This window comes from Marinobacterium aestuarii (assembly GCF_001651805.1).
Lineage (GTDB): Bacteria > Pseudomonadota > Gammaproteobacteria > Pseudomonadales > Balneatricaceae > Marinobacterium_A > Marinobacterium_A aestuarii.
The window spans coordinates 2,309,801-2,336,617 of sequence record NZ_CP015839.1; the positions used below are offsets into that span (position 1 = coordinate 2,309,801).

General features: G+C 61.0%; 25 protein-coding genes. 5 read left to right on the forward strand and 20 right to left on the reverse strand.

Annotated features, from left to right (window positions below; genetic code table 11):
• Positions 1-71: 71 nt before the first annotated feature.
• On the forward strand, positions 72-1,601 hold the full coding sequence (nhaC, locus tag A8C75_RS10175) for a Na+/H+ antiporter NhaC (RefSeq protein WP_067381587.1): 1,530 nt from the start codon (positions 72-74) through the stop codon (positions 1,599-1,601).
• A 49-nt stretch (positions 1,602-1,650) separates the two neighbouring features.
• Here nhaC and A8C75_RS10180 read toward each other — a convergent pair whose 3' ends face one another.
• The 7 genes from A8C75_RS10180 to A8C75_RS10210 form a co-directional block, all read right to left on the reverse strand.
• Positions 1,651-4,065, reverse strand: coding sequence for an ATP-binding protein (locus A8C75_RS10180; RefSeq protein ID WP_084783949.1), 2,415 nt, complete (start codon positions 4,063-4,065; stop codon positions 1,651-1,653).
• On the reverse strand, positions 4,037-4,876 hold the full coding sequence (locus A8C75_RS10185; protein ID WP_227820011.1) for a substrate-binding periplasmic protein: 840 nt from the start codon (positions 4,874-4,876) through the stop codon (positions 4,037-4,039). Before A8C75_RS10185 ends, A8C75_RS10180 begins: the two co-directional genes overlap by 29 nt.
• Positions 4,876-5,604: a response regulator gene (locus A8C75_RS10190; RefSeq protein WP_067381593.1), complete on the reverse strand. Its 729-nt coding sequence runs from the start codon at positions 5,602-5,604 to the stop codon at positions 4,876-4,878. Before A8C75_RS10190 ends, A8C75_RS10185 begins: the two co-directional genes overlap by 1 nt.
• 169 nt (positions 5,605-5,773) lie before the next feature.
• Positions 5,774-6,394 carry a hypothetical protein gene (locus tag A8C75_RS10195; RefSeq protein ID WP_067381596.1) on the reverse strand — a complete coding sequence of 207 codons (621 nt, stop codon included), beginning with the start codon at positions 6,392-6,394 and terminating at the stop codon, positions 5,774-5,776.
• Between the two features lie 375 nt (positions 6,395-6,769).
• Entirely contained in the window at positions 6,770-8,086 is a 1,317-nt protein-coding gene (locus A8C75_RS10200; RefSeq protein ID WP_067381599.1) for a HupE/UreJ family protein, read from the reverse strand.
• Between the two features lie 54 nt (positions 8,087-8,140).
• Complete coding sequence (locus A8C75_RS10205; protein WP_084783951.1) at positions 8,141-8,749, reverse strand: VOC family protein; 609 nt, start codon at positions 8,747-8,749, stop codon at positions 8,141-8,143.
• A 303-nt stretch (positions 8,750-9,052) separates the two neighbouring features.
• Positions 9,053-9,868 carry an AraC family transcriptional regulator gene (locus tag A8C75_RS10210; protein WP_067381602.1) on the reverse strand — a complete coding sequence of 272 codons (816 nt, stop codon included), beginning with the start codon at positions 9,866-9,868 and terminating at the stop codon, positions 9,053-9,055.
• A gap of 117 nt (positions 9,869-9,985) precedes the next feature.
• Here A8C75_RS10210 and A8C75_RS10215 point away from each other — a divergent pair, with 117 nt between their 5' ends.
• The gene (locus tag A8C75_RS10215) at positions 9,986-10,600 is read left to right on the forward strand and encodes a cytochrome P460 family protein (RefSeq protein ID WP_084783953.1); all 615 of its coding nucleotides are present in this window, start codon (positions 9,986-9,988) and stop codon (positions 10,598-10,600) included.
• A 79-nt stretch (positions 10,601-10,679) separates the two neighbouring features.
• On the opposite strand, the gene A8C75_RS10220 is transcribed toward A8C75_RS10215, so the two are convergent.
• The 11 genes from A8C75_RS10220 to A8C75_RS10270 form a co-directional block, all read right to left on the reverse strand.
• Positions 10,680-11,537: a substrate-binding periplasmic protein gene (locus A8C75_RS10220; RefSeq protein WP_067381609.1), complete on the reverse strand. Its 858-nt coding sequence runs from the start codon at positions 11,535-11,537 to the stop codon at positions 10,680-10,682.
• A 64-nt stretch (positions 11,538-11,601) separates the two neighbouring features.
• Positions 11,602-12,060, reverse strand: a complete 459-nt coding sequence (locus A8C75_RS10225; protein WP_067381612.1) for a c-type cytochrome — start codon at positions 12,058-12,060, stop codon at positions 11,602-11,604.
• Positions 12,061-12,140: 80 nt separating this feature from the next.
• On the reverse strand, positions 12,141-13,814 hold the full coding sequence (locus A8C75_RS10230; RefSeq protein ID WP_067387174.1) for a pyrroloquinoline quinone-dependent dehydrogenase: 1,674 nt from the start codon (positions 13,812-13,814) through the stop codon (positions 12,141-12,143).
• A gap of 192 nt (positions 13,815-14,006) precedes the next feature.
• Positions 14,007-15,587: a GMC family oxidoreductase gene (locus A8C75_RS10235; protein ID WP_067381615.1), complete on the reverse strand. Its 1,581-nt coding sequence runs from the start codon at positions 15,585-15,587 to the stop codon at positions 14,007-14,009.
• 2 nt (positions 15,588-15,589) lie between these two features.
• Positions 15,590-16,138, reverse strand: coding sequence for a gluconate 2-dehydrogenase subunit 3 family protein (locus tag A8C75_RS10240; protein WP_067381618.1), 549 nt, complete (start codon positions 16,136-16,138; stop codon positions 15,590-15,592).
• Positions 16,139-16,226: 88 nt separating this feature from the next.
• On the reverse strand, positions 16,227-16,958 hold the full coding sequence (locus tag A8C75_RS10245; RefSeq protein ID WP_227819883.1) for a lipoate--protein ligase family protein: 732 nt from the start codon (positions 16,956-16,958) through the stop codon (positions 16,227-16,229).
• Between the two features lie 5 nt (positions 16,959-16,963).
• Positions 16,964-17,656, reverse strand: coding sequence for a 2-oxo acid dehydrogenase subunit E2 (locus A8C75_RS10250; protein ID WP_067381621.1), 693 nt, complete (start codon positions 17,654-17,656; stop codon positions 16,964-16,966).
• A gap of 62 nt (positions 17,657-17,718) precedes the next feature.
• On the reverse strand, positions 17,719-17,952 hold the full coding sequence (locus A8C75_RS10255) for a biotin/lipoyl-containing protein (RefSeq protein ID WP_067381624.1): 234 nt from the start codon (positions 17,950-17,952) through the stop codon (positions 17,719-17,721).
• A gap of 1 nt (position 17,953) precedes the next feature.
• Positions 17,954-18,982 carry an alpha-ketoacid dehydrogenase subunit beta gene (locus A8C75_RS10260; protein WP_084783955.1) on the reverse strand — a complete coding sequence of 343 codons (1,029 nt, stop codon included), beginning with the start codon at positions 18,980-18,982 and terminating at the stop codon, positions 17,954-17,956.
• A 75-nt stretch (positions 18,983-19,057) separates the two neighbouring features.
• A complete protein-coding gene (locus tag A8C75_RS10265) occupies positions 19,058-20,044 on the reverse strand; it encodes a thiamine pyrophosphate-dependent dehydrogenase E1 component subunit alpha (RefSeq protein ID WP_067381627.1) in 987 nt (328 codons plus the stop codon).
• Positions 20,045-20,357: 313 nt separating this feature from the next.
• The gene (locus tag A8C75_RS10270) at positions 20,358-20,984 is read right to left on the reverse strand and encodes a helix-turn-helix transcriptional regulator (RefSeq protein ID WP_067381630.1); all 627 of its coding nucleotides are present in this window, start codon (positions 20,982-20,984) and stop codon (positions 20,358-20,360) included.
• Between the two features lie 292 nt (positions 20,985-21,276).
• Here A8C75_RS10270 and A8C75_RS10275 point away from each other — a divergent pair, with 292 nt between their 5' ends.
• Complete coding sequence (locus A8C75_RS10275) at positions 21,277-23,277, forward strand: sigma-54-dependent Fis family transcriptional regulator (protein ID WP_067381633.1); 2,001 nt, start codon at positions 21,277-21,279, stop codon at positions 23,275-23,277.
• A 139-nt stretch (positions 23,278-23,416) separates the two neighbouring features.
• Positions 23,417-23,998, forward strand: a complete 582-nt coding sequence (locus tag A8C75_RS10280) for a hypothetical protein (RefSeq protein WP_067387179.1) — start codon at positions 23,417-23,419, stop codon at positions 23,996-23,998.
• 82 nt (positions 23,999-24,080) lie between these two features.
• Here the strand turns inward: A8C75_RS10280 and A8C75_RS10285 are convergent, their stop codons facing one another.
• Together A8C75_RS10285 and A8C75_RS10290 are read right to left on the reverse strand one after the other, a co-directional pair.
• Complete coding sequence (locus tag A8C75_RS10285; RefSeq protein WP_067381636.1) at positions 24,081-24,587, reverse strand: hypothetical protein; 507 nt, start codon at positions 24,585-24,587, stop codon at positions 24,081-24,083.
• A gap of 31 nt (positions 24,588-24,618) precedes the next feature.
• Positions 24,619-25,701, reverse strand: a complete 1,083-nt coding sequence (locus A8C75_RS10290; RefSeq protein ID WP_227819884.1) for an extracellular catalytic domain type 2 short-chain-length polyhydroxyalkanoate depolymerase — start codon at positions 25,699-25,701, stop codon at positions 24,619-24,621.
• A 580-nt stretch (positions 25,702-26,281) separates the two neighbouring features.
• Between A8C75_RS10290 and A8C75_RS10295 the strand changes: the two genes are divergently transcribed.
• Positions 26,282-26,797 carry a hypothetical protein gene (locus A8C75_RS10295; protein WP_157890260.1) on the forward strand — a complete coding sequence of 172 codons (516 nt, stop codon included), beginning with the start codon at positions 26,282-26,284 and terminating at the stop codon, positions 26,795-26,797.
• Positions 26,798-26,817 lie beyond the last annotated feature (20 nt).

The window sequence follows — 26,817 nt, forward strand, 5'->3', positions numbered from 1 at the left end:
CAGGGCGCTGTGGGACAGGGCGGCACACTCTGCCGTCTTGGCTCCTGGCCTTACACTGAGAGGAAAGGTGAATGACCGATAACAATAAACCTCGACCAGGCCTTGTGCTTGCGTTGTTACCCATAGTGCTGACGCTGGCTGTGCTGGGCGTGCAGCTGTTTTACTTTGGCGATTTCACGCCCCATATTCCCCTGGCCATTGGCCTGGCGATCACGGCCTCCATCGGCTGGATGCAGGGTTATCGCTGGGTGGACATGGAAGAGGGCATTCTGCACGTGGTGCGGGTGGGGTTGCCGTCCATCGCCATTCTGATGACGGTCGGCATGATCGTTGGCGTCTGGATCGCCAGTGGTACTGTGCCGCTGCTGATTTACTACGGCCTGCAGGCGCTTACGCCTGATATCTTCCTGGCCGCCGGCATGCTGCTCTGTGCGGTGGTGTCGGTATCTCTGGGTACGTCCTGGGGCACCACCGGCACCGTGGGTCTTGCGCTGATGGGCATTGGTGCGGGCTTTGATATTCCGATGTACTGGACTGCAGGCGCGGTGGTGTCCGGCGCCTTCTTTGGCGACAAGATCTCGCCGCTGTCCGATACCACCAACCTGGCGCCGGCCGTGACCGGGGTTAACCTGTTCGATCATATCCGCAACATGCTGCCGACCACGGTGCCAGCCATGTTGATCGCCTTCGTGATCTACCTGGTGGTGGGCTTTAACGTCATCGGTAACGAGGCGGTGGATTTCAGCAAGATCGAGTTGATTACCGCCACACTGGATCAGAATTTCGATCTGTCCTGGGTGTTGTTGATTCCGGCCATTCTGGTACTTGGTCTGGCTGTCATGAAAATGCCGGCCCTGCCGTCACTCTTTGCTGGAGCGCTGGTGGGGGCCGCGCTCGCGATGGTGATGCAGGGGCAGAGTCTGCATGATGTCTTCAGTTACATGCAGAACGGCTACAAGCTTGAAACTGGCGTCAGTGAGATCGACAGCCTGCTGAACCGCGGCGGTATCCAGTCCATGACCTGGGTTATTACCCTGGTGATGATTGCGCTGGGCTTTGGCGGCGCACTGGAGAAAACCCGCTGTCTGGAGGTGATTATTACCGCCATTTTGCGCCGCGCCAAACGCTTTGGCAGCTTGCAGGCGTCGGCCGTCGGTACCGCGGTGGCGACTAACCTGGTGGCGGGCGATCCCTACCTGTCTATCGCGCTGCCGGGGCGCATGTTTGCACCGGCCTACCGTGGCAAGGGCTATTCGACCCTGAACCTGTCCCGGGCGGTGGAAGAAGGTGGCACCCTGGTGTCTCCGCTGGTGCCCTGGAATGCCGGTGGCGCCTTCGTGATCACGGCGCTGGGCCTTGGCATCAGTGATGGCCAGATCGAAAACCTGCTCTATATTCCGCTGGCCTTTGCCTGCTGGCTGTCGCCCTTGCTGGGCATTGCCTACGGTTACCTGGGCTGGTTCTCACCCAGGGCGTCCAAGGCCGAGCGCCAGCGCTGGCACGACGAGTCCGAAGCCATTCTGTACGACACTGACGGCGATGATGCTGCGGTATCGGCTTCAGCTGCCAACGCCCAAGGCGCAGCGCCCGCCAGGAGTTGATCTGTTGAAAGCTTAAAAGTTTGAAAGCTGTTACATAAAGCGGGCCCGGTTAATCACCGGCCCGCTTTTTTGCGTCTGCCAGGCTTTGCTGCAGCACGGGGCTTAGCTGGGCCCACGCCTGTTGCAGCCGTTGCTGGTGCTGCGGCGGGTCACTCTGCGCCTGTTCCGCCAGCCGTTCAAGGGCGTGCAGCCCTCTGGCAGCGCGGGCCAGGCCCAGGGTATCGCAGCTGCCGGCCAGACGGTGGGCCAGGGATGCGGCTTCGAAGGGGTCAGCGGTGGCAATGGCCTGCTGCAACTGGGGCTCAAGCTCAGCGTAGCTGGTGCAGAAAAGCCCAAAGAGGGCACGCAGCTTGTCGTCGCCCAGCACCTGCCGATGCACCTGCAGCAGCTGGCTATCCAGCAACGGCGGCTCAGTCTTATCTGTTTTCAGGCTCGAGCTGAGCGCCGGCTTGAAGCCTGGCGCCAGCGTCTCAAAGCGCGTTTCGCCGCTTGTCTGCGAGGTCAGGGCTGCATGGGCCTGACAGGCGCCATGCAGCGCCCGGTGCAGCTGCTCCCAGTGCACGGGTTTGGCGACTACATCGCGCAGCCCCTGGGCCAGATAGCGGCGAATGTCTTCGGGCCCCACGCTGGCGGTGAGGGCAATGATGGGTGTATCGCGGTTGAGGGAGTCCGTCTGATGCTGGATCTCGCGGCTGGCATCGAGCCCGCTCAGGTGTGGCAGGTGCATGTCCATCAGAATGGCATCAAAGCGCTGCTGCTTGCAGCAGGCGATGGCCTGGTGACCGTCTTCACAGAGCGTCACCAGGTGATCGTGGCGCTCCAGCAGGGCGGTGACAACCTGCTGGTTGATGGCCATGTCCTCGACCAGCAGCAGGCTGAGGCTCTCTAGCCTTGGGCTCTCAATGCGCGGTACCTGCGGCAGCAGTGCCAGGCAGTCAAGACTGAGTTCAAACCAGAAGGTGCTGCCCGTGCCTACCTCGCTCTCTACGCCTATGTCGCCCCCCAGGGCCTCGGCCAGCTGGCGACAGATCGCAAGGCCAAGGCCGGTGCCGCCAAAGCTGCGGGTAATGCTGTCGTCGGCCTGGGTAAAGCGCTCAAAGATATGCTGCTGCATGTCGCGGGGAATGCCGATGCCGGTATCGGCAATGCGAAACTGCAGCCGCTGTTTACCCGGCGGGCTCTCAAGCCGGTGTACCGCCAGGCTGACCTGGCCCTGGCGGGTGAACTTGATGGCATTGCTCAGCAGGTTGGCGAGAATCTGGCGCAGGCCGGTTTCGCTGCCGTGGCAGGCGTCGTGCAGATTGGCGTCCAGCTGCACGCTCAGTTGCAGGCCCTGCTGCTCGGCCCGGGCCGACATCAGCCGCACCTGGGTGTCGATCAGCTGGCGCAGTGAGAAGTCCCGCGGCGGCGGAATCTGCACGCCGTTTTCCAGCCGGGCATAGTCCAGCACAGCGTTAAGGGTTGCGAGCAGGGCTTCGGTGGACTGGTGCAGCACATCAAGCTGCTGCTGTTCCGCGGTGCCCAGACTGGCGTGCTGCAGCAGCTGAATCATGCCGAGCATGCCGTTCATGGGGGTGCGGATTTCGTGGCTCATGGTGGCCAGAAACTGCGACTTGGCCTGGTTGGCGGCGTCGGCGATGTCCTTGGCGGTTTGCAGGCTGCGGGTGCGCTTGTCCACCAGGGCCTTGAGCTGGTCACGGTTGTAGCGCAGTGCCTGCTGTTCCTGTTCGCGGCGGTCTATATCCTGGCGAATGGCCAGGCGCATGTCATTCAGGGCATTGACCAGCTGGTCCAGCTCGTCGGCGCGGCCGGGTTGCTGGCGTGCCAGCTGCAGCGGGCTCTGGAGTTCGCCGGCCCCGATCTGGTGGCTGAAGCGCGCCATGCTTTCAAGGTGCCGGGTGACCAGGCGCTGGAAGATAATCAGCAGTGCCAGGGTGATAAGCAGTACCAGCGCGCTCTGGCTGAACAGGATGTTCAGGCCTGTGTTCCACAGCCGCTGATAGACCGCCTGCAGGTCGGTGCTGACGTACAGACGCCCGAGCCCGCGCTGCTCGCCGTTTGCCAGGGTATGTACCAGTACGAACTCGTGCCTGAGGCGGGCGCCGGTTACGGGGGTGGAACTGCGGTTCATGCCAAGATCAGAGCTGGGGCCTGTGTCTTCAAGCTGCAGCTGTACGGTGTCGGGCAGGGTCAGGATGCCGTTGAGCTGCAGGCGAAGCTGGGCTTCATCCAGATCCCACAGGCTTTTGGCGAGGGAGCTCAGGTAGCTGCTGCGAATCAGTTCGAGGCGCTGTTCGATGGCCTGCATTTCGCGACGGTAATCGAGGCTCAGCTGCAGTGCGGTGGAGAGCAGGATGAACACGAAACTGCAGCCCAGTACACAGAGCATCATGCGATAGCCCAGCGGGTGTTCGCGGGGGTAGCGCAGCAGGCCGTTAAGGGCCGGGTGGCGTGGGCGTTTCATCGGGACTGGCCTTTAGGCTGGGCGAGGCCTGGCTGGGCTGTGCAGGACTCGAGGTGTCGGCGTTGAGATACTGCTGGCTGTAGTGGGTCTGCAATTGCGCCAGGGTGCCATCGGCGTGCAGTTCGCGCAGGCGCTGGTTGATGTAGGCCAGGTGCGCTTCAAGCGCGCCTGCGCGGCGCACCGCAATGTAGTAATGCTCGGTGGTCAGGGCGCCTGGCAGCGGCTCAATGATGCCGTGCAGTTTGAGTCTGAGGCTTTGCAGGCGGCCGGTTTCACGCCCCAGCGGCATGTAGTCGATGCGCCCCAGTGCCAGCTTGGCAAAGTTCTGCTCGCCCCTGGAGACCCATTCGATATGGCCTTCGCGGCGCACATAACGGTCGAAACGGTCACCAAAGCTGTCGCCCAGCAGCAGGCCTGCGGTTTTGTCTTTCAGGTCATCCAGCTGCTGAAAGGGAAAGCTGTGCTGGCGGTTAACAAAGACCGCCACCGGGTCGTTGACCACGTATTCGCTGGCATAGCTGAGGTATTCCCGCCGCTCATCGGTGATATAGGCGCTGACCACAATATCGACCTGACCTTCGCGAGCCTCGCGCAGGCAGCGCTTCCAGTTGCCGCGTACATCCAGCTGCACGCTGTAACCCAGCTCGCCAAACAGGCGCTGCACCACATCGGGTGCCACGCCGGTTAGCTGGCCGTTCTGGTCCCAGGACAGCGGCGGGTAGATCGGGTGGCCACAGGCGACGAGCGGCTCGGCCGCCCGCGCAGATCCTGCGAGCACAAGCCAGGCCAGCAGGATGGGGAAGGCCCGCATCAGCTGCAATCGGTGCTCTGGGGTGTGAACAGGTAACCGGCGCCATGCACCGTGAGGATAAGGCGCGGGTCGGCGGGGTTGTCCTGCAGCTTGCGCCTTAGCCGGCCGATCAGCACATCGATGGTGCGGTCACTGGGTGCCCACTGGCGGTTGCGCATCCGGTCCATCAACTGGTCGCGGCTCAGGGTCTGGCCGGCGTGGCGCATCAGGGTGGTCAGCAGCTGAAACTCGCCTTCGGTGAGCGGGGCACTGTTGTGCTGCTCGTCGCTGAGCTGGCGGCTGTCCATGTTGAGGGTCCAGCGGTCGAACTTTCTCAGATTGGCGCTGGGTTTGGCGCCGGCCAGTGGCTGCTGGCAGCGGCGCACGCGGCGGATCAGGTTCTTGCCCCGGGCCAGGATTTCGCGGGGGTTGAAGGGCTTGGTGACATAGTCATCGGCGCCACATTCGAGCCCGATCAGCCGGTCTATATCGTCGTCCCGGCCGGTGACCAGAATGATGCCAATCTCGGAGCCGACGCGCAGCTCGCGGGTCAGGGTCAGGCCGTCCTTGCCGGGCAGGCGGATATCCAGCAGCACCAGCTCGATACTTTCTTCACTGAGCAGGGTTTCAGCGTCTTCGGCGTTGCTGGCACAGAACACCCGAAAGCCTTCGTTCTCGAAGTAGCTCGACAGGCACTGGCGGGTCAGTTCGTCGTCGTCGACGACCATGACCGTGGCGACGGCAGACATGGGATGGGCAACTCCGTACATCGGGGGCATCGCGGCCAGTGTACCCAATAAACACCGGCGTCGACAGCAAGGCGGGGGGTTGCTGTCGCAATGGCGCACAGGGCGGTGCCTGTCAGGCAAGAGCGCTCAAGCGCCGGGCTTTTAAGTGCGGCTATTACAGATCAGCAGCCTAACGGGGATCGAGCTTGCTGCTGCGCCGGAACAGCAGGGTGCCGTAGAAAATCAGTATATAGCCCAGCAGTTCCAGTCCTTCCTGCACCATGTTTTTAACCAGTGAGTGATGCGGGGCGGGCAGGACCAGTTCCCACACGGAACCGGTGCCCAGAACGCGGCTGAAAAACAGCAGAATGGCGAGGCCGATCATGATGTGGGTGAAGGGGACTGAGTGTGTTGCCGCCGCCATTGCCGGCAAGATGGTCTTGCGCTGGAAGGCGGCGAGCGTGAGGGTAATCGCGGTTACCAGCAGGGCGGGATAGACCCAGAAACCATGGCTGATGAGGTCGAAAACCGCGTCTTGCTCGCGGATGAACATGCAGCTGAAAAAGCCCGCGACCAGCGTATAGAAGCCCCGCCCGAAAGGGCGGCGTGCCGACAGGTGCCAGAAGAGTCCAGTGGACCCCAGCAGCAGAAGCTCCTGGGACAGTTCGGTTACGCTGGTTTCTGACACCCTGTCATGGAACAGGCCTGTGTCCAGGGTCAGGGCCAGGGGAACCCAGAGCATGGCCATGGCCAGCACGAAAAAGCGAACCATCGCCCGCAGGACTGTGGTGGTATGAGAACGGTTGTTCATAAAAGCAGTATCTGTCGAAGTTCGCGCAGGCGCCAGCTCCGGCATGAAGGGCTCCGCCCCGCAGGCTGCAGAGCGCCGGTTCCGCCACTGGATGGATGTCGGGTCGCGCGAGCAGTGTTGCGGTTGAGTCATCAGGGGCGATCTGGCCGCCCTGCCGCGCCAATGCAGGAGGGAGCGCTGTATCGCGGCGGCGAGTATAGCCAAGTTACAGGCGCCGCGCCAGCGCCTGTAACGGCGCTGGGCAGCAGTGCGCGGTGGCAGCGAAGGGAGCGCTGTGCGAGGCGCGGTGGGGCGCGGTGGGGCGGCGTTATACCTGAGCAAACCGGCCTGTAGAGCTGTTGTCTGACACCGGCGTGCCTGTTGGTGGGTGGGTATTCAGGACAGGTGCTGGCCCATGACATTGATCAGATCCAGGCTGCGCTGGCCCGACCAGATCAGTGCCGCCAGTACGCAGGGGGTGGCCAGCAGGGTGCGAAACGGCAGTCTCCGGGGTGGCCAGTAACGCCCCAGCAGCCAGAACAGCGGCAGTGCCAGGGCATAGATCGAGAGTTGCGCAAGTTCAACACCAAGATTGAAACCAAACCAAAGCAGCAGCGTGTCGCCAGGGGCCTGGCCACTGGCCTGCTGCAGCATGAACGCAAAGCCCAGGCCGTGCAGCAGGCCGATCAGGAACACCCGTCCGGCCAGCAGGCGTTGCTGTGCGCCCAGCAGCAGACAGGCACCGCTGTAGAGTATCGACAGCGCAATGCCGGTTTCTATCAGGGGTATAAACCAGGGCGCGCGGGCGACCAGTCCCGCGGCACCGAGGGCCAGGGTGATGGAGTGGCCGAGGGTAAAGGCCAGGGAGTTGCGCACAAAGCCGCGCCAGTGGCGTGCCGCCAGAATCAGAATCAGCATGAAGAGCACATGATCCAGCCCGATCATTACATGGTGAAAACCCGAGCCCAGGCTGTCGCGCAAGCGCCATTCAAGCTGGCTGTCGCTGCCAAGGCGCTGTGCCAGCACGCCGGACGAGGTGAGGCGGGTGCGCTGACCCTTGCTGCCAGTGTCGCTGCCATAGAGCGTAATGATATTGATCGAGCGGGCGGCAATATCGGCCCACTCAGCCGGACTGCTGCGGATTTCGATCAGATCGCTGAACGGAATATCCGGGTAAAAGGCACGAAAATCCACCAGGGCATCGGCCATCTCCCGGGGCGCCTGGCTGATATCCAGGGGCAGGTTCAGGGCGGCGCGGATCTGTGGCAGATGGGTGAAAGGGCTGCGCTCGGTTACAGCCTGAATGCGGATGGTACTGATGACAGGCGCGGTCTCAATGGGCCTTGTGTTGGCGTTTTGCGGTCTGGGCCTTAGCAGCTGCAGCGCCTGGGCCAGCCGTGTTTCCAGCTGTTGTGGCGCCGCCTGCAGGGCGCGGGTATCCAGCAGCAGTGCATCGGGGCTGTCCTCTGCGCTATTGGAGGCGACATAGGGGACGCCTCGTAGCGGCTCCTGTGGATTCCAGTCTTTGGGGAGCAGTACCGATGCCAGGGGCAGGCGGGCATGGATCAGGGTGCCGCCCATATGGGCTTCTATATGCACGATGCGGGCAAGGAAATTCTGAAAGTGGGCCTGGACCTGTGTCGCGGCCAGCAGCAGACACAGCGCCAGTGTCGGTGCCAGTGTGGATCTGATTCGGCCAGTGAATGAATGCATGATCGCTAGACTCCCGAAAACGCCGCCCGGCGGGCGGCGGTTGTGTAGGTACGATCAGCCGCGCGGATCCCAGAGACGATCCGGGGTGGTTTTCTCGTAGGCTTTGCCATCAGGCGCCGAGACCAGCTCCATCTGCATGCCCCAGGGTGACATGAAGTAGATCCAGGTCAGGCCGGCCAGGGGGCCATCGGTGAAGGGGTGGGGTTCGCCCAGAAAACGCACGCCCTCGGCCTTCATTGCGGCGATGGCGGCATCCAGATCATCGACGTAAAAGGCGATATGGTGACCGCCGATATCGCTGTTTTTGGGCTGTGTCTTGCGCTGATCCGGCGAGCTGTATTCGAAGATCTCGAAGTTGGTGCCGTTGCCACAACGCACCAGGTGGGCCACCGGAATTTCGGCGCGGGGGTTTACATCCAGATTGTCCTGCATCCAGTTGTCTTCAAAGGGGCCGAAGGGGCCAATGGTAAAAAAGGCCTGACAGCCCATCACATCCACCAGAAAGTTCACCGCCTGATCGGTGTCCGGTACGGTAAAGCCGAAATGATCGGTGCCGCGTACGCCGGGTGTGCTGCCTGCATTGGCGGATGCGCCTAAGGTGCTGAGCACGCCGATAGAACTGAGTAGCAGCACTGAGAGCGCCTTGCGATAACGGGAAGCCATAAATATTTTCCTTCTTGTGGTTATGGGGTTGCCAGCAAGACAAAGCAAATTGGATGCCAGCCCGTCTTTATGTCGGGCGAATTACTGGAAAAGCCAGAAACTACGGGCCTTCTAGGCTGTTCAGGTGGGCATGGGCAGATGTTCAGGGGCTGAATTTTCGGACTCGCAGGGGGGAAGTGCCGCAGTGGCGCTACGCCGGGGTCAGACTGTCGCAGCGGTCTGTGCGACAGTCTGTGGCAGGGCTTGAGCTGTTTCTTGTGTGCGGGGGCGGGGCCTTTATGTGATGAGGCAACAGAACGGGTTTCAGTCGCTGTTTTTCAGCCACTGCGTCGGTGATAGCCCGAGGGTCTGGCGGAACACCTTGGCCAGCGCTGGTGGGCCGCTGTAACCCACGGCCTGGGCAACCCAATCGGTGGGGCGCCCCTCCAGCAGCAATGACTGGGCCAGGCTGATGCGCCACTGGGTGAGGTAGTCGCCAGGGGTTTGCCCGAGGGTCTCGCGAAAGGCGGCGGCAAAGCGGGCGCGGGACATGCCGGCTTCCGAGGCCATTTGCGCCAGGGTCCAGGGTGCCTGGGGCTGATCGTGCAGCGCGATCAGGGCGCGGGCCAGGCGCGGATCGGCCAGGCCCGCCAGCAGGCCGACGTCGATTTCATCACTGTCCATCAGGTGGCGAAACAGCTGGATGATCAGCAGTTCGCACAATCTGTCCATCGCCGCCTGGCGGCCACAACGGTCGATCAGGGCTTCGTCAAACAGCAACTCCAGGGTGCGACTCAGGCCGTCGAGCTGTGCCAGCTCGAGCAGTATTGGGCCGCTGAGCGCACGGGACAGCGGGTTGCGGGCCGAGCCGAAACTGAAATTGCCACACAGGGTTTCGGCACCTTCTGTGCCCGGTACCAGGCTGTGCCCGGTGGGCTGCAAAAAGAAGATCAGGCTGGGCTCTGCCACCAGGCGGTCGGGGGCGCCATCGACCTGCAGGCGCAGGCTGCCTTTTTTCAGCAGATGGATGTGACCTATGCCATCGGTGCTGTCGTAACGGGATGCTTCGCACAGCGGGCCGCTGTTGAAAATGCGCGCGCGCAAATGAAAATGTTGCAGCAGGGCGGCAAGCCTGTCCATAAAGATACGCCTGGATAAATAATGGAGACTAAAAGATACCAGCAGTCTCGCTTTGTCGTCCACACTTGCCTTGTTCACTTAGGGGCTACAGCCAAAACAATGTATCGGAGGTGCAGCATGAACAGGATGATGACGCAACGGGTGTTGCCAGGCTTGAGGGTCGGCATGACGGGAGCTTTGAAAGCAGGCGCTCTGGCAGCCCTGCTGGCAGGTTCCACCGCAGCACAGGCGCAGTCACTGGCAGAAGAAACCTACAGTCGTTATGTCGACGCCAGCGGCAGCATTTCACTGCCGCAGGATTTTCGTCTCGGCTGGACCCATCTGGGGTCCTGGGTCGTGTCGGAGGCGACAGCGCCGGGGGCCGGCTTTCATGATGTCTACACTCAGGCAGAGGCCGCCAGGTCTTTTCGTGAAAAGGGTGTCTTTCCCGATGGTGCCGTACTGATCAAGGAAATCCGCACCATTGAATCCGGCGCCAAGACTACAGGCCCTGCGCTCTGGGCCAAGGATCCGGCGGTCTGGTTTGTGATGGTGAAGGACAATCAGGCCCGCTTTGATACTCCGCACTGGGGCGAAGGCTGGGGCTGGGCGCTGTTCAAGGCGGACGATGCCAGTGTGAATGCGTCGGCAAGCTTTACCGAGACCTGCAAGGGCTGCCATGTACCTGCGCAGCAGAATGACTGGGTCTTCACCGAGGGCTACCCGACCCTGCAGGCACCAATGATGAAATAAAGACGTAGCCCCGGGCTCGTGGAGCCCGGGGCGGCTATTGGTGATTCGTAAGTGGTGATTAGTTATTAGTTATTAGTTATTAGTTAGTTGTGATTGGCTTAGAGCTTAGGGCAATATGGCCGGCGGCATCGAGCCCGTAGTGGCGCAACAGCCCGGCCAGGCTGCCATCGGCTTTCATCTCCGCCAGCAGGGCGTTGAAATGCTCCAGCGTGCTCTGGTCGGCTTTGCGCAGCCCCAGGGCATAGTCGTAGTTCAGCCTGGCGCCAAGCAGCTGTTCAGCATCCAAAATGTTCAGTGCGCTGTGTTTCTCATTCTCCGCTCTCTTCTCATCATCCTCTTGCTGCTGTTGTAACTGCTGTTGCAGCCAGCCGGCGGATAGCTGGGTGACCACGGCTGCGTCTATTGCGTGATTGAGCAGTGCCTGCAGGCGTTTGCTTTCATCCAGAAAACGCGTGGAGGTGCGGATGCCCTGCTGATTCAGCCGGTGCGCCGCAACGCTGCCCGGCGCCACACCCACGGTCATGCCCTGCAGGTCGGTGATGGAGTGCAGGGCAGGCCTGTGCGCAGCGGTTACCAGCACGGATTCCATGCGCATAAAGGCATCGGTCAGTTTGAGGTACTTGGATGGCGCGTCATCGATGCGGGCGACGCCGGCGTATAGATCGCAGCCGGTTTTGCTGGCGCTGCGCCGGCTGATGATCCAGGAAATGTCCAGCTCGACGCCGAGCCTGTCAGCCAGTGCCTGGGCCAGCTCGACCTGAAAGCCAGACGGCGGCTCTGACTGTTTGGAAAAGGGCAGCATATCGGGGTGAGCGCAGAGCTCCAGCTGCTGGCTGGCCTGAATATGATCCAGGCTCGCCGCCCGGGCGCCGGTGCCTGCAAAGGTTAGTATCGCCAGCCCCAGCAGGAGCGATGGGCGCAGTCGCGCTATGGTCATGGTGAGTGTCCCTGTTGCGTATCGATCATGGGAGAGCCGAGGGAAAATTGTCGGTGCGGACTTCTTACTTCTGGTTGCCTGGCGGGCTCAGCGACAGAATGAAAGTCACCAGTTCCCAGCGTTCCTGATCTGAAAAGGTTTTTTCCCAGGGCGGCATGACCAGGGCACCACGGCGCTTGCCCTTGGTGATGGTCTTGAACAGGTAGTCGGCGTCGAAATTGCGCCCCTGCAGTTTTTTCGCCTTGCCGCCTGAGCCGCGGTTGCCGTGGCAGTAAACGCAGGCCTGGTTGAAGCGCTTTTCGCCTTTGGCGACGGACTGGTCGAGGTCGTCAAACACCTGGGTTTTGGCAGCGGCATCGGCGCTTGCAGTAGAGGCCTTGGACGATGCGCCGGCGGCTGGGTGGGTGTTGCCTGTATCGGCCGGCGGTGCGACGGCGAAACTGGTCGCCGGCAACAGTGACAGCGATAGCCAGAGTGCTGTTGCCTTTAATCTGTTGAAGGTATTGAGAGCGTTAGAAGACATAGTGGTGTTCCGAAAGTACAGCCGTACCCGGGAGCCAGGCCCCCGGGTGGCGTAGAGGTTGATGAGTCCCTTAGTGGGTGCTAGTCGGCGAGGGTGAAGGCCACCAGGGCGGCACCGCCTGGCAGGCCGCTTACCTCGGGGAAGGCGCTGGCCATGAAGCCAGGCGCATGGGAGCCAAAACCGGTGGCGGCGAGAATGTACTGCTTGCCATCCACGGCATAGCTGACGATACCGCCGCGCAGGCCTGAACCCGCGTTGAAGTTCCATACTTCGTCGCCGTTCTGAGCGTTATAGGCATGGATAACGCCGCGGGGGTCGCCGTTAAACACCAGGTTGCCGCCGGTGGTCAGCACGCTGCCAAGGCCCGGCAGCGGGTAGTCGACGGTCCACTTCAGCTCGCCGCTAATGGGGTCGCGGGCGTCCAGGCGCGCAGAGGCCTTGCCGCCTGGCGGTGGTACCGCTACCAGTTTGCTGACACCCAGGTAGAGGCCGGCAATGCCCACGCTTTCGTGTTCCTGCTGTGCCGGTACCACCTGGTTGCAGACTTCCATGGCATTGGTGTACCAGAGGCCGGTATCGGGGTTGTAGGCGCCGTGATTCCAGCTGCGCGCCCCCAGCAGGTAAGGGCAGACGGTGGTTTCTTCGCCTTCGGGCATGTCCAGGCGGCCGATCAGGGCACCGGTTTTCGTGTCGATGCTCTCAACAAAGTTGATGTTTTGCGCCAGCGGCCAGACGTTTTCCAGGCTGCCGGTGTCTTTTTCCAGCACAAACACGAAGCCGCTCTTGTTGAGGTGTACCAGCAAATCCTTGCCGTCACGCTTCAGACTGATGACTTCGTAGGCGGAATCAAAATCCCACACATCATGGGGGATTTCCTGGTAGGCCCACTTGAGCGAGCCATCCTTGGGTGACAGCGCCAGCACGCTGGCGCTGTGCTTGTTGTCCCCCTCGCGTTCGGCGCCGTAAAAGTCCGGTGCCGCATTGGCCGTGCCGATAAAGATGGTGTCGCTTTCCTCATCGTAGGTACCCGGCAACCAGGCGCCGCTGCCGCCGACTTCGCCGGAGTCACCGGGCCAGCTTGCGGGGTTGTCCTTGTCGAGGATATCGAAGGTCCAGGCCTTTTCACCGGTGATGGCGTTAACCGCGTAGATTTTGCCCTGGGTGGGCTGATCGCCGCCGGTGGTGCCGCCAAACAGTATGTCGCCGGCCAGTTGCGGCGGCGATGAGAACAGGCAGCCATAGCATTCCCGTGGCTGGGTGATCTGGGTGGACCACTTTTCCTTGCCGGTTTTCTGGTCCAGGGCGATAAAACGCCCGTCCAGCGAGCCTATATAGACATTGCCGTGCCCCAGGGTGACACCGCGGCTGGCGGCAACGTAAAACACCTCATAGGCCACGTCATCGAGATCCGGCTGGTAGTGCCAGATCTGTTTGCCGCTGGCGGCCTCCACGGCAAACACATTGTTGTTGGGGCCTATGTAATAGACGATGCCGTCAATCACTATGGGAGTGGCCTGCAGTCCCATCTGAATATCACCGGGCTGATGAATCCAGGCGACCTTGAGGTTCTTGATATTGTCGGGGCTGATCTGGTCCAGCGGGCTGTAGCGCCAGGCATTGGAGGTGCGGTGGTACTGCGGCCAGTTGTCAGGGTTATCGGCGGCGGGCTCGCCCGCCTGGGCGCTTTGGGGGCCGCTGAGCAGGGCGGCTGAGCTGAGTGCCGAGATCAAAAGCAGTTTTTTCAGTGCACGCATGGAAAAGGCCTCGTTGTAATTGTTGTGAGGTGTCATCTGTCGGGCGTGGAGAGCTGCGCCTGTGATGTTCATCGCAGGCGTTCAGCTGTCCGGGTTTGGGGGTTATGGGTGCGCCGCGCAGCGGCTGGCGGCGCACCCGGTGATAAAAAGGGCGCGTGGAGTGCGCGCCAAGATGACCTGGAAGGTCGGGTGTTAAATCAGCTGTTTTTTCATCTGTTCGGCGATGTAATCGGCCTGGCGGATCGCGAGGGCGACGATGGTGAGGGTCGGGTTTTCAGTGCCGCTGGAGGTGAACTGGCTGCCATCGGAGACGAACAGGTTGCTGATCTCGTGGCTCTGGCCCCAGCGGTTCACTACACCATCACGGGCATGCTCGCTCATGCGGTTGGTGCCCATGTTGTGGCTGGCCGGGTAGGGTGGCAGGTTGTTGACCTTGAGGGCACCGATGGAGTCGAACAGCTCCTTGGAACGGTCATAGGCATGGTTGCGCATGCGGGTGTCGTTGATATGGTCGGTCTTGTACACCACAGGCACCGGCAGGCCGTACTGGTCTTTCTCCGTGGGATGCAGGGTGATGTTGTTGGATTCCACCGCCATGTCTTCGCCACAGATCCAGAAGCCCGCCATGTTGTCGTAGTTGGCCAGGGAGTCGGCCAGTTCACGGCCCCAGCCGCCCTTGCCGGGCTTCATGAAGGCCGACATGAAGGGCAGACCCAGATGCAGGATTTCCAGTTCGTACCCCGCCACATGGCCACGGCTCGGGTCATTGTTCTGCCACTCCTTGACGATGCCAGGCACTACGGTGCTTTTGTACATGTGCACGGGTTTTTCAAATTCGGCGTAAACACCGCCGGTGGTGTGGGTCATGTAGTTCTGGCCGACCTGACCGGAGCCGTTGGCCAGGCCGTCGGGGAACAGGCTGGAGGCGGAGTTGAGCAGCATGCGCGGTGACTCGATGGAGTTGCCGGCCACCGCGACCAGGCGGGCTTTCTGCAGCTGCTGGTTGCCGTCCTTGTCGGCATAGAGCACGCCTGTGACCTTGCCGGTCTTGTCGTGTTCGATGCGCAGCACCATGGATTGCGGCCGTACCTCCACATTGCCGGTGGCTTCGGCCTTGGGAATTTCGGTGTACATGGTCGACCATTTGGCGCCTATCTTGCAGCCCTGCATGCAGAAGCCCGCCACCTGGCAGGCCGGTCGGCCGTCACGTACTTCGGTGTTGATGGCGAGCTTGGCCTGTTCGCAGTTGGCGCCTATGCGTTTGGCACCTTCCGCCACCACCTGATAATGGCTGCTCTTGCGGTGGTAGGGCATGCCGGTGGCTTCGGTACCGCAGACACCCATTTTCAGCTCGGCCTTGACGTAATAAGGCTCCATTTCCTTCAGTGTGACGGGCCAGTCGAGCACATTGGCGCCGGGGATCACGCCATTGAGGGTCTTCATCTTGAACTCGTGTTCCTGAAAACGCATGGCAACCCCGGCCCAGTGCACAGTTGCGCCGCCCACGCCCTTGACGATCCAGGCGGGCAGGTTGGGGAAGTCCTTTGCCAGGCGCGCAGGGCCTTCGACGTAGCGCTTGTCGAGCCAGGATATCTTGCCGAACATCTTCCACTCGTCATTTTCGATGTCGTCCATCTTGAAACGCTTGCCGGCTTCAAGCACCACCGATTTGATGCCTTTCTGGGCCAGTTCGTTGGCCAGGGTGCCGCCGCCGGCGCCTGAGCCTATGATGACGACCAGGCTGTCGTCATTGAGATCAAATGTAGTTGTCATGCTCAGACTCCCTCAATCCAGTCGTTTTCGTCAAAGCCGCGGTTCACATAACCGCCTTTTTCCCAGGCCGAACCGCCATAGCCAAAGCGGGGCCAGAGTTCCTGGTTGTTGTAGATGCCCATCATCAGATCGCCCTTGATCTTCTGGAAAAAGGGGCTGTCTTGCAGCGCCTTGAGAATCGTGACGCGGTCGGCTTCGGTGGCAACCTCCAGGTAGACTTTGCCAAAACGTTTTTTCGCCTGTTCATCCAGGGCTGCAACGCCGTCCTTGAGCAGAGTCTGCAGATCGCTGTCCTTTGCCGCCTGTTCGGCCAGCGGACTCATCACCTGGGCGTAATATTTATCTTCCAGGCTGTCGTGGGGGAAAACGTCCCGCGCCATGCGCAGCAGGGTCGTGCTGGCATGATCGCCAATGGCACTGGCGGCCCAGGCCGCCGGTGACAGCAGGGCGCTGCCAAGGGCACCTGCGCCCACTGCGGCGACTGTGCTGCGCGCCAGAAAGCGGCGACGGCTCAGGTTGGGGCTGGGAACTGCGGTTTTATTCTTGTTCATGGAGCCTCCTTCAGGTGGCGTCTGGCCGAAGAGCCGACGCGCCTGTCGTGTTGTTGTTTTTGTGGGTCGTTAGGTTCTGTCTGCGGATTCAGCTTTGCAGGCAAGCGCTGAAGCGCTGCAGGCTGTGCTGGATCAGATTTTCCGTACTGCCTGGCAGCAATTCGGCCAGGGATACGTGCAGCGCGGGGTCTATGCGATCAGGCATGTCGCATGCCTGATAGAAATTGTTGCCAGCGGCCCAGAGTGCCCCAAGGCTCTCGTCACACAGGATCACGGCATGGGCCAGTACGGCGAATTCGTCCGCGGCGGCCCCCGTGTGGCTTGCCACCTTGCGCCAGCGCTGGGCGGTGCCGGCGAGCTTGCGGCCCTCCACCACCAGGTTGTAATCGCCGTTGCAGAAAGCGCCTTCCACCGAGGCGCAGTAGGCTTCAATCCCCAGACTCGCCAGGCTTTCAATCAGGGGCTGACACAGGCGCAGGTAGCTGTCGCGAATGGCCCCCGGCGTGCGGCGCTGGCGAAAGGCGATGGCGATATTGATCAGCCCGGGTGCCTGGGGCGTAAGATCGCCACCGGTGTCCCGTACCACCACGGGCCAGCCCTGGGCCTGCATGGCCACACTGGCCTGGTCGAACCCAGGCCTGCGGCACAGGCTGCGCGGCACCACCAGGCAGGGTTCGCAGCGCCACAGAAAAACACCTGAGCTTTGCTGGCCCTGCACCACACGCTCGAGCAATGCCAGCTCCTGCTTCAGGCCTTCCTCAGGGCTGAGCACGGGCTGAGTGGCTGTGTTTTCGGGTGTTGCAGGCATCGGGCTGATCATGGGATTCACCCCTGTTCGATCTGGTCGCACAGATCGCTGAGAAAGGCGCCGGCGGGGCCGCCGTCCAGCGCGCGGTGATCAAAACTCAGCGACAGCCCCATAATGCGACGCACGCTGATCTGACCCTCTGGCATGACCCAGGGCTTGAGGCGGGTTTCGCCGATGCCCAGAATCGCGATCTGGGGCAGGTTGACGATGGGGGTGAAGTGGCGCACCCGGGACAGGCCGAGGTTGCTGATGGTAAAGGTGCCACCGGTCATCTCAGGTACGCTGAGCTTGCCGCTGCGGGCACGGGTCTGTAGCGCGCGGCGTGCATCGCTGCGCTCTATCAGCGACTGACTGTCGGCATTGAACAGGGTGGGTGCGACCAGCAGGTTGCCGGGCAGTGCCATGGCAAAACTCAGATGTACCGCAGGATTGAGCTGGATTTCCCGGCCCTCGACGCGGCCGTTCACATCGGGGTGTCGGGCCAGGGTGCTGATCAGCGCCTGGGCGATCAGGTCTTCAATCGATACCTTGATGCCCTGTTCGGCCAGGCGCACCTTGGTTTCAAACAGTGCCGTGGCATCGCAGTCGGCATGGTGGCTCAACTGTGCAGCCTCATCGAGGCTTTTGCGCATATTGTCGGCGATCATGCCGCGCACACCGCGTAGCGGTATGACGTTGAGGCTCTGGGCCTCGACTGTGCTGGTGGACATTATTATTCTCCGGCGCGGGTGCCAGGCTTGCCTGACCTCCGCGCATCGTTTTACGGGCTCTTTCAGCCGATATGACCGATCAGTTCGCCCTTGGCGATGACATCGTCGACATCCTTGAGGATCTGCAGGGTGCCGCTGGCGGGTGCTTCCAGTTCGTACTGAATTTTCTGCACCATCAGCTCGGCGATCACATCGCCCTGCTGCACGTCGCCGCCTTCACTGGCCAGCCAGGCGGTAATGACCGCTTCACTGTCTTCTTCCCACAGGGTTTCGGGCACACGGACTTCAATACTCATCTTAGCGGGTCTCCATTTTTTGCATTTTTTCAAACGCAGCGATGATCTTTTCGGGGCTGGGCAAGGCCCACTGCTCCATCACCGGCGTAAAGGGAATCGGGATGTCGGGGTAGGCTACGCGCTGGGGCGGGGCTTTCAGCGTCACACCCTGTTCCGCCACGCTGCTGATGATCTCGGCGCTCATGCCGTAGCTGTGGTAATCCTCATCCACCACGATCAGTCGACCGGTCTTGCGTACCGACGCCAGCACGGTGTCGCGGTCCAGCGGCACCAGGGAGCGCAGATCTACCACTTCCGCACTGATGCCGCGTTCGGCAAGCGTACGGGCGGCCTTGAGGCCGTGGTGCACGCCTGAGGTAATGCCGACGATGGTGACATCGCTGCCTTCACGTACTATCGCGGCCTTGCCGATGGGCACTTCGTAGGCTTCTTCAGGTACATGGACGATGGCGTCCTTCTCGGTGCCCAGCCAGCCCATGCCCTGCAGCGCCTTGTGGAACATGAAGATCACCGGGTTGTTGTCGCGAATGGCGGCGGTCATCAGTCCCTTGGCATCGTAGGCGTTGGAGGGCGCAACGACCTTCATGCCCGGCAGGTGGGCGAAGGTGGCATGCAGGCACTGGGAATGCTGGCCGCCATCGCTGTAGCCGCCACCGGTGGAGGTCATCAGTACCACCGGCACCGGGGTTTCACCGCCGGAAAAATAGGTGTTTTTGGCCATCAGGTTATAGATGGCATCAAAGCAGACGCCGAAGAAGTCGACAAACATCAGTTCGACGATCGGGCGCATGCCATCGGAGGCGGCGCCCACGGCGGCCCCCATAAAGGCGGTTTCGGAGATAGGTGTATCGCGTACACGCACTGAACCGAATTCTTCGTGCAGGCCGCGGGTGTTACCAAAGACACCGCCGAGCGTGCCTACATCCTCACCCATGACGAATACTTTTTCGTCGATGCGCATTTCCTGGGCGATGGCTTCTGCCATGGCCCGGGCAATGGTGAGCTTGCGTTCTTTAGTGGCAACAGTCATTTGCTGCTCCTCTTGTTCTTGGAATAGGGGAATTCTTGCGCCATGGTTCCGGGCAAGTTCAACGTAAAGGCCGGATTACACAAAAACCTTTTCCATGGCTTCTTCCGGTGCCGGGTAGGCACTGTCCCGGGCGAAGGCAATGGCGCTGTCGACCCGGGCGTTGCAGCGTGTCACCAGAGCTGCATCGTCGCTGTCGGTCCAGCCGTACTGGGCGTGCAGGTGCGCGCGCAGTTTGGGAATCGGATCCTTGGCAAAGAGGGCGTCTTTCTCGCCCTCGGGACGATAGCCTTCAGCGTCACCCATAAAGTGGCCGGCCAGGCGGTAGGTTTCGATTTCGATCAGGCTTGGCCCCTCGCCACGGCGGGCGCGTTCTATGGCTTCACCGGCGGCCTCGAACACCGCCAGTGGGTCGTTGCCGGGAACAAAGTGCCCGGGCATGCCGTAGGCGGCGGCGCGCTGAGAGTTGCGCTCGATAGCAGTGGAGGCGCTCTTGGAAACCGAGATGCCCCAGGCGTTGTCTTCGATGACGAACACCACCGGCAGTTTCCAGACCGCGGCCAGGTTCAGGGTCTCGTGGAAGGCACCCTGGTTGGCGGCGCCTTCACCTAGAAAGGCCACGGCAACGCCGTCCTTTTGCTGCATCTGGCGTGACAGGGCAGCGCCGACGGCCGGCCCCATGCCCTGGGCAATGATGCCGGAGCAGGAGAAGTTCACCGCCGCATCGAAGATGTGCATATGGCCGCCGCGACCGCCCGACAGACCCGTTTTCTTGCCGAAGATCTCTGCGGTCATGCGATCCAGGTCCACGCCCTTGGCGATGGCAACATGGTGTGGACGGTGGGTGGAGGTGACGACATCGGCGGCATTGAGGTGAGCGCAGACACCCACGGCGCAGGGTTCCTGGCCGTTGGACAGGTGCATCTCGCCGGGAATAGGCCCTTTGGCCATGTTGAACGCAGGTGTCTTGCCTTCCATGTAGATGGTTTCGATGGATTCCTCAAAGTAGCGGCTGAGGAGCATGTGCTCGTACATCCAGAGTTGTTGTTCTTTGCTGGGCTTCATGGAAACCACTCCTTTTATTCTTGATGTTCGGTGTCAGCTCAGGTGCACGCCTGATGCCTGTAATAGGTAGAGCAACCACCGTGCCAGTTTTATAACTCACTGTTTTCTCTATTATTTATGGAGAGGTTCGAGTTTTTATTGAGAGCGCTGGTACAGGCTGTCGCGACGGCTGCCGCAGCCCTGACACAGACTGTCGCGCCCGCTGACACAGTTTTCGGGCGCATGGGCAGGACGGACAGAAGGCTCATCTCTGGAGCAAAGGGCAAGGGGCAAGTCGCAAGGTGCAAGGAAAAGCGAAAAGGACATGCAGAGGTCAGGCGGACAGTCGTATCTGCTGCAGACTCATGACCAGGCGGGTGCGGTTGCTGACATCGAGCTTGCGAAAGATATTGCTCATATGGGTTTTTACGGTATGCACGCTGAGGTTGAGGCTGTCGGCAATCTGCTTGTTGGCCAGGCCATCGCCGAGGGAGTGCAGCACGCGCATTTCCGTTGCGGTGAGGCGGTGCAGCGAAGGCGGGCTCAATTGCGGTCGCGGCGGCGCCAGCGTGGGCTGGATCCAGCTGTCAGTTTCATGCAGTTGTGTTAGCGCGGCCACCAGATGCGCCGCCTGCATGGCGGCGGGAAGCAGGCCGCGCACACCGCTGCGGCGAAATTTTGCGATCAGGGCCCTGTCGGTAACGGCGCTGCACAGCAGTACCGGGGCTGCATGCTGTTCCACCAGGTCGGTCAGTTTGCACAGGCAGGACAGGCCCGGCAGGCTGTCATCCAGTAGCAGCAGGCTATGGCCCCTGGCGCTGAGCCAGTGCTGCGACAGGTCGCGAAAGGTGTCGCAGTGGCGGCTCTGGTAGTGAATGCCCTGTTGCTCCAGGACGAGTTCCAGGCCGCGGCGGTACAGCGGCGAGCGGTGGGCGATGAGAATGTTCAGGGGGCTGTTCATGGGCGGGCCTCTTCTTCTTGTTGCATGAAGTCTGCGCTTCAATCGCAAGCGCATTATCTGAGCTCGCAGCAAGAACCGAACCAAGTCAGGGGGCGGCAGCGGGTAGGGGGCGTCCGGGGCTTGGAGTCGGGTCGCGGGTTGTGCAATGCGACGAACTGTTCCATTGCGGTGTCGCAACAATAGGGTGACAGTGTCGCACTGCTGCCCGCGGGCAAGTGGACATCAGACGGACGGCCAGCCTATGATGGGCCTGATAACAACAATAAACTGACGGGAAAAGTCCAAACCTCCCATGACTAGCCGTAATTCTCCGCGAAACCATCCCCAGGCTGCTCCGCAGCGCAGCGCACCTGAGCAGGCGGGCCCCGAAATAGTCGGATCCTGGCAGCGCTGTATTGAAGATTACCAGCTGGATCCGGGCCGTAACCTGAGAGCTCCGCGCCTGAGCGATAGCGAAGTACGCGAGGCCCGCAGCCTGCAGGACAGCCTGCTGCATTCGGCTGAACCCGTGTTTGAGCGCCTGCGTTATCTGGGTGGAAATTCCGGTTACTGTGTACTGGTCACCGATGCCAGCGGCATAGTCCTGCGCGAATATATCGATTCGAACCGTGGCCAGGAGCTGGCCGAGAAAGGGTTGAGTCTGGGCACTGTATGGACTGAAAACCTGGTTGGCACCAACGGTCTGGGGACCTGCCTGGCTACCGGTGAGGCGCTGACCGTTTATGCCGGTGAGCACTTTGGCCGCGAGTTGCAGCGTTTCAGCTGTTCCACGGCACCGTTGATTGCACCCGATGGCAACATTATAGGCGCGCTGGATATCTCGACCTATGCCCAGGGTGACAAGATCGGCCAGGGGCTGGCGTTGAATCTGGTGTGCGATACCGCCGATCAGATCGAAGCGTCGATGTTTCGCTATGCCTTTGCCCGCCATCAGGTGCTGGCACTGGTCAGCTCACCCCTGGCCGATGCCAGTCAGTCCAATGCGCTGCTGGCGGTGAATGATTCCGGCTGGATACTGGGGGCGACCTCGGCGGCGCTTATGCAGCTGGGTGTGCCTGAGCGCTGTTTGATCGTCGGGCAGGGGCTGGCGGCCCTGACCGGAGCGACGCTTGATGAGGTGCAGCGTGCGCCCTGGTCGCTGCAGCCTGGCGGCAGCAATAGCTGTTGGCTGATGCGCCTGGCGGGTGAAACGCGGCGGGCGCCTGTGTCAGTGGCACCGGCCGTATCGGGTACAACGCCTCGCGCCAACCTCGACTCACCGCTTTATCAGGCCGCTGGCACGGATCCCTCCTTGCAGCGCAATGCGGATATCTGTCACCGGGTGCTGAATCGCGATATCTGCATCTTACTGCAGGGCGAGACCGGTACCGGCAAGGAAGTCTGGGCCCGGGCGATTCATGCCAGCAGCATGCGACATGACAAGCCTTTCGTTACGCTCAACTGCGCCGCTATCCCGGAATCTCTTATCGAAAGCGAGCTCTTTGGCTACAGCGCCGGTACTTTTACCGGCGGGCTGAAAGGTGGCAAGGTCGGCAAGATCGAGGCCAGTAACGGCGGCACCCTGTTTCTGGATGAAATAGGCGATATGCCATTAATGCTGCAGGCGCGCCTGTTGCGGGTACTGGCGGAACGGGAGATCACGCCCTTGGGTCAGATCAAGCCGGTCGCAGTTGATCTGCATGTGATCTGCGCCACCCACCGGGATCTGATCGAAGCCGTGAGCCTGGGCGAGTTTCGCGAGGATCTGTACTACCGCATCAGCGGTGTCCGCATTGGCCTGCCGGCGCTGCGTGACCGTCAGGACCGACAGGCCCTGATCGAAAAGGTCTTCTCGCAGCTGCGAGAATCCGAATCCATACAGATCGATGAACCTGCGCTGCAGGTGCTGGGGGCCTATCACTGGCCAGGTAATATCCGCCAGCTTAGAAACGCGCTGCAATTTGCGCTGTGCATGTGTGACGGCCGTGCCCTGCGCATTACCGATCTGCCGGATGAGGTTTTTCCGCAGGCGCCCGGCGAGCCGGGTATGGGGTCTGCCAGTCTGACCGATGCAGCAATTTCGTCGCAGAACGGGCCATCGACGGGTCAGCTGCCACCGGATCGGCTGATGTCGCTGGGTACCGCTGTGCTAGGGAATGAGTCTGTTGCGAGCGCTGAGCAGGATGAGCGCGCCCGCATTCTGGCGACACTGCGTCAACATCGCTGGGTGGTGCTGCGTGCCGCCCAGGCACTGGGCATCAGCCGCTCGACACTGCACCGTAAAATCAAAAAATACGGCCTGAGCGAGGCTTGATTTCCAGGGCCGGCCTTGTAACCTTGTTTCGGCTCAGTGCTTCTGTTCGCTGACCCTGCCAGGCTGTTGGCGCGTCGGTATCGGCAGCGCAGGCTACATTTTGCCTTCCATTATCTATCTGCAAGAAAAGGAGTTCGACATGAGAATACAAGGACGCGTGCTGCGAGGCGCGGGAATTGGGCTGCTGCTGTTGCTGACCGGCTGTGCCGGTTTCGACAGTGCCGATAAACAGCCGGAGCCCGCGGCACTTGCAGGTATTGATGGTGTGGCCTGTGTTGGCGAGATCAAGAGTCCGCCGCCGGGTCTTGCGGTGGTATCGGATGATGCCTTGCTGCAGGAGGCTCTGGGGGCCAGTGGCGCCGGTGAACTCTGTGCAGGCCAGGTACTCATAGCCCAGCAGCCGGTCACCGTGTATCGGGTGTGGGACAGTGCGCGGGACTATACCCGTTACGGTAGCTGGTGGTCGTTTCAGATGCCCGAGGGGCCGCGCCTGCAGTACCGCGAGGATAACAGTATCTGCCCGTCCTGGAGCGAGCTGGATCGCATGAGCGCCTGTACCCTTAAAGTGGGTGCAAAACTCGTGGTGGGGCCGGGCCAGAGTGCGCAGTGCAAACAGATGACCTACGCCAAATCCGCCGTTAACCAGGTGTATATCCCCAATGATGCCCGCAACAATGTGCTGCATGTGGCGGACTGTACCGCAGGGGACGTCTGGCCCTGAGACTGGCAGCAGCCGAACAGTCGCCGACTGAATAAGAAAATAAGAAAGCCTGGGCCGGGCGGCCCAGGCTCTGTGGCCTGGCTCAGGCGCCGCCGAGGGCCAGCAGATTTTTCTGCAGCCAGGCGCGGTAGGCCGCCTGGATGGTGCTCATGCTGCTGGCCTCTTCAGTGGCATCGGCTTCGTACTGCTTCAGTATATTCAGGCTGGTCTCAAGGCTTGCGGCCAGCAGTGCCTGGGGGGAGTCGACATCCTTGCCCAGCTTGCTTAACTGATCGCCCGATGCCTGGGCGGTTTTCAGAAAGGCGCTGTACCCCTCCTGCATTTTGCCCAGAGCCGCGATCTGGATATCCGCCAGCTCACCGAAAGCACCGGCCAGTGTCGTCGGGTCGGTGAACTTGGTGCTTGCTTCCAGCCAGTTGGTCTTCTGGGCGCTTTCCAGTAACTGCCCGGTGACCTGAATCTGATCCTTCAGCGGTGTGATGGCATTCAGCAGGATGAGGGCGTTCTGTCGGCTCTCGGCGCAGTACTGATTCCAGTGCTGCAAGGCATCGGTCAGGTTAGGGTCTATCAGCGGTGTGGTTTGGGTCATCACAGGTCTCCTGTTATTTTTAAGGTGTGTCTCAAAGGGCACGGGGTTGGGAAAGACGTTCGATCATGCGGTACACGGCGCTAATCTGCGGCGCCTTGCGCGAATAGAAATCCGGCTGCGCGTCGGTTGGGGATGAGTAGCCCCAGAAATCCCAGCAACCCTCGGGGTTCAGCGGCGCGCCATTGGATGGCTGTACCTGGGGGTAGAGCATGATCAGGTCATTGGCCTCGGCCATATAGTTGTAGCCGGTGTCGGCATAATACTTGTCGCCAATCACCGCAGCGCCCTGCTTGCAGCCGTGAAACACCACATGTACTGCGCATTGCTTGCCCGCCTGGCAGGTGGCCGGGATATAGGCGTAGGCCGTGTCACTCATGCTGGTGGTTTTGGAGTCCAGAAAGGCGGACTGATCAAATGCCAGCACGGCGCTGCTCAACAAGGTGGCCGGCGCTTTCATGTTGGGATAAATCTGATCGAGAATGCGGGTCGACTGCTCGAAGTTGCAGTCATTGATATAGGGTGCGGCTGTCACCGGGCAGTCGCTGTCCTGGCTGCTGTTGGTGATGATGGCATGGCCGGCGGCGACGCTGGTGTCGTACTGGATGGCACTGGCTGGAACCCCGATGGCTTCGAAGTATTTTTCGGTCTGATCAACCACAGTGGTGGTCACGGTCTTGTCTTTCTGGCCGCTGAAGATGTAGAGGTGATCGTCTTTCAGGTTGTCCAGCGGAGCAATGTCGCCGGTCTCTTGCAGTGCCTGGCTGAGCTTTACCAGCAGCGGTGTATTGGGGCCGACCGCAGGGGTGAGCGGGTTCATGCAGCTGGTGGTGGCATTAATGACCAGCGGGCTCAGTGACCAGGACTTGGCGCACAGATAGGGGCCGCCGGCGATGATGCCTGCACCTACCATAATGTCGGAGTAGGCCACATACAGCTGCGAGGTCATGAAGGCGCCGGATGACAGCCCCGACACTGAGGTGCGCTTGATGTCCGCACCTATTGCAGGCAGGGCCGCGACAGAGGCTGCATTATTGTCGGTCTTTTCACCTGCTGCCAGGGCCGGGGTTGCAATGGCGGCTGTGACAAGGATAGCTGCCGCCAGAAGGCCGCTCATGGCGTTGCATGGCCCTGAGTGGCGCGGGGCGAACGTCGGCGCTTTTATCTGGCCGTCAAAAGAGCTAAGAGCTGGTTTCATGGTTTTTACCTGTCCCTGGGACTGTGATTTTGGCGCACGGCAGTGTCGATGTATTGGATGTTATAACGCACCTGCACAAATTTTTGTAGTGCTTTATTTTTCACTGCCCCATGAAAGTTAAACAATCGTATTAATACCGTCAATTATTCATAAAGTTGCAGTTTTTTCTGATTTTAGCTGCATTATTGAATGCTCGTTTGTGAAGTGCCCAGGTTGATATAACCCATTCTGTCGGTCTTAAGAGACATTTATGTTGCGCTGCGTTATACGTTCTCGGGCGCCTGTGAGACTGTCTGTGGCGATTTCATTGTTTATCACAGACGGCGTGTCACAGAGTGCTGTCTGTCTGCTTTATTACATCAAGGGTGCCTGGCAGATGCTTGAAGCCAGAGGACAGGCAGCCATACTTAAGGGCAGCGAACGGGTGTGGGCTGTTTCAGCATTGCTGTCCAGCAGTGTTGCCCCAGCGGGCCCATTCAGGGCAAGGGGAGTAGTTGTCATGAAACTCAGTCGACGTTGGTTAATAGGGGCCGGCGATACAGGATTGTTGACGCTGGCCGCAGCCTTGGTGACGACGGTGTCCCTGCTGGCGGTCGGGCCGGTGCGGGGCGGCAGTATTGTTGAGGGCTTGTCCGCCAGTGAAGAGGGGGCGCTGTTTAATGCCGCGGGTTTTAGTCTGGCCGGCAATGGCCAGTATCAGCGCTGTAGTGAAGAACCCGTCACCCTGTCCTATCAGCCCGGCAAGGCGGAGCTGGCGGATCTGAACGGCGATGGTCAGCATGAGGCCTGGGTGACTGAAAGCAGTCTGTTCTGTTATGGCAATACGGCGCAGTACTTTGTGTTGCTGACCCGGGAGCCGAGCGGCTGGCGGATTCTTGTCGAAGCGGTGGGTATCCCGGTGATCAGGGAGACGGGCCATCAGGGCTGGCCCGATATTGAAGTTGGCGGTCCGGGCTTCGCGGCCTTCCCGCTGTATCGCTGGAACGGCGAAGCCTATGTGCGCCACAACCCCTAATCTGTTGTGAAGGGGGGGCG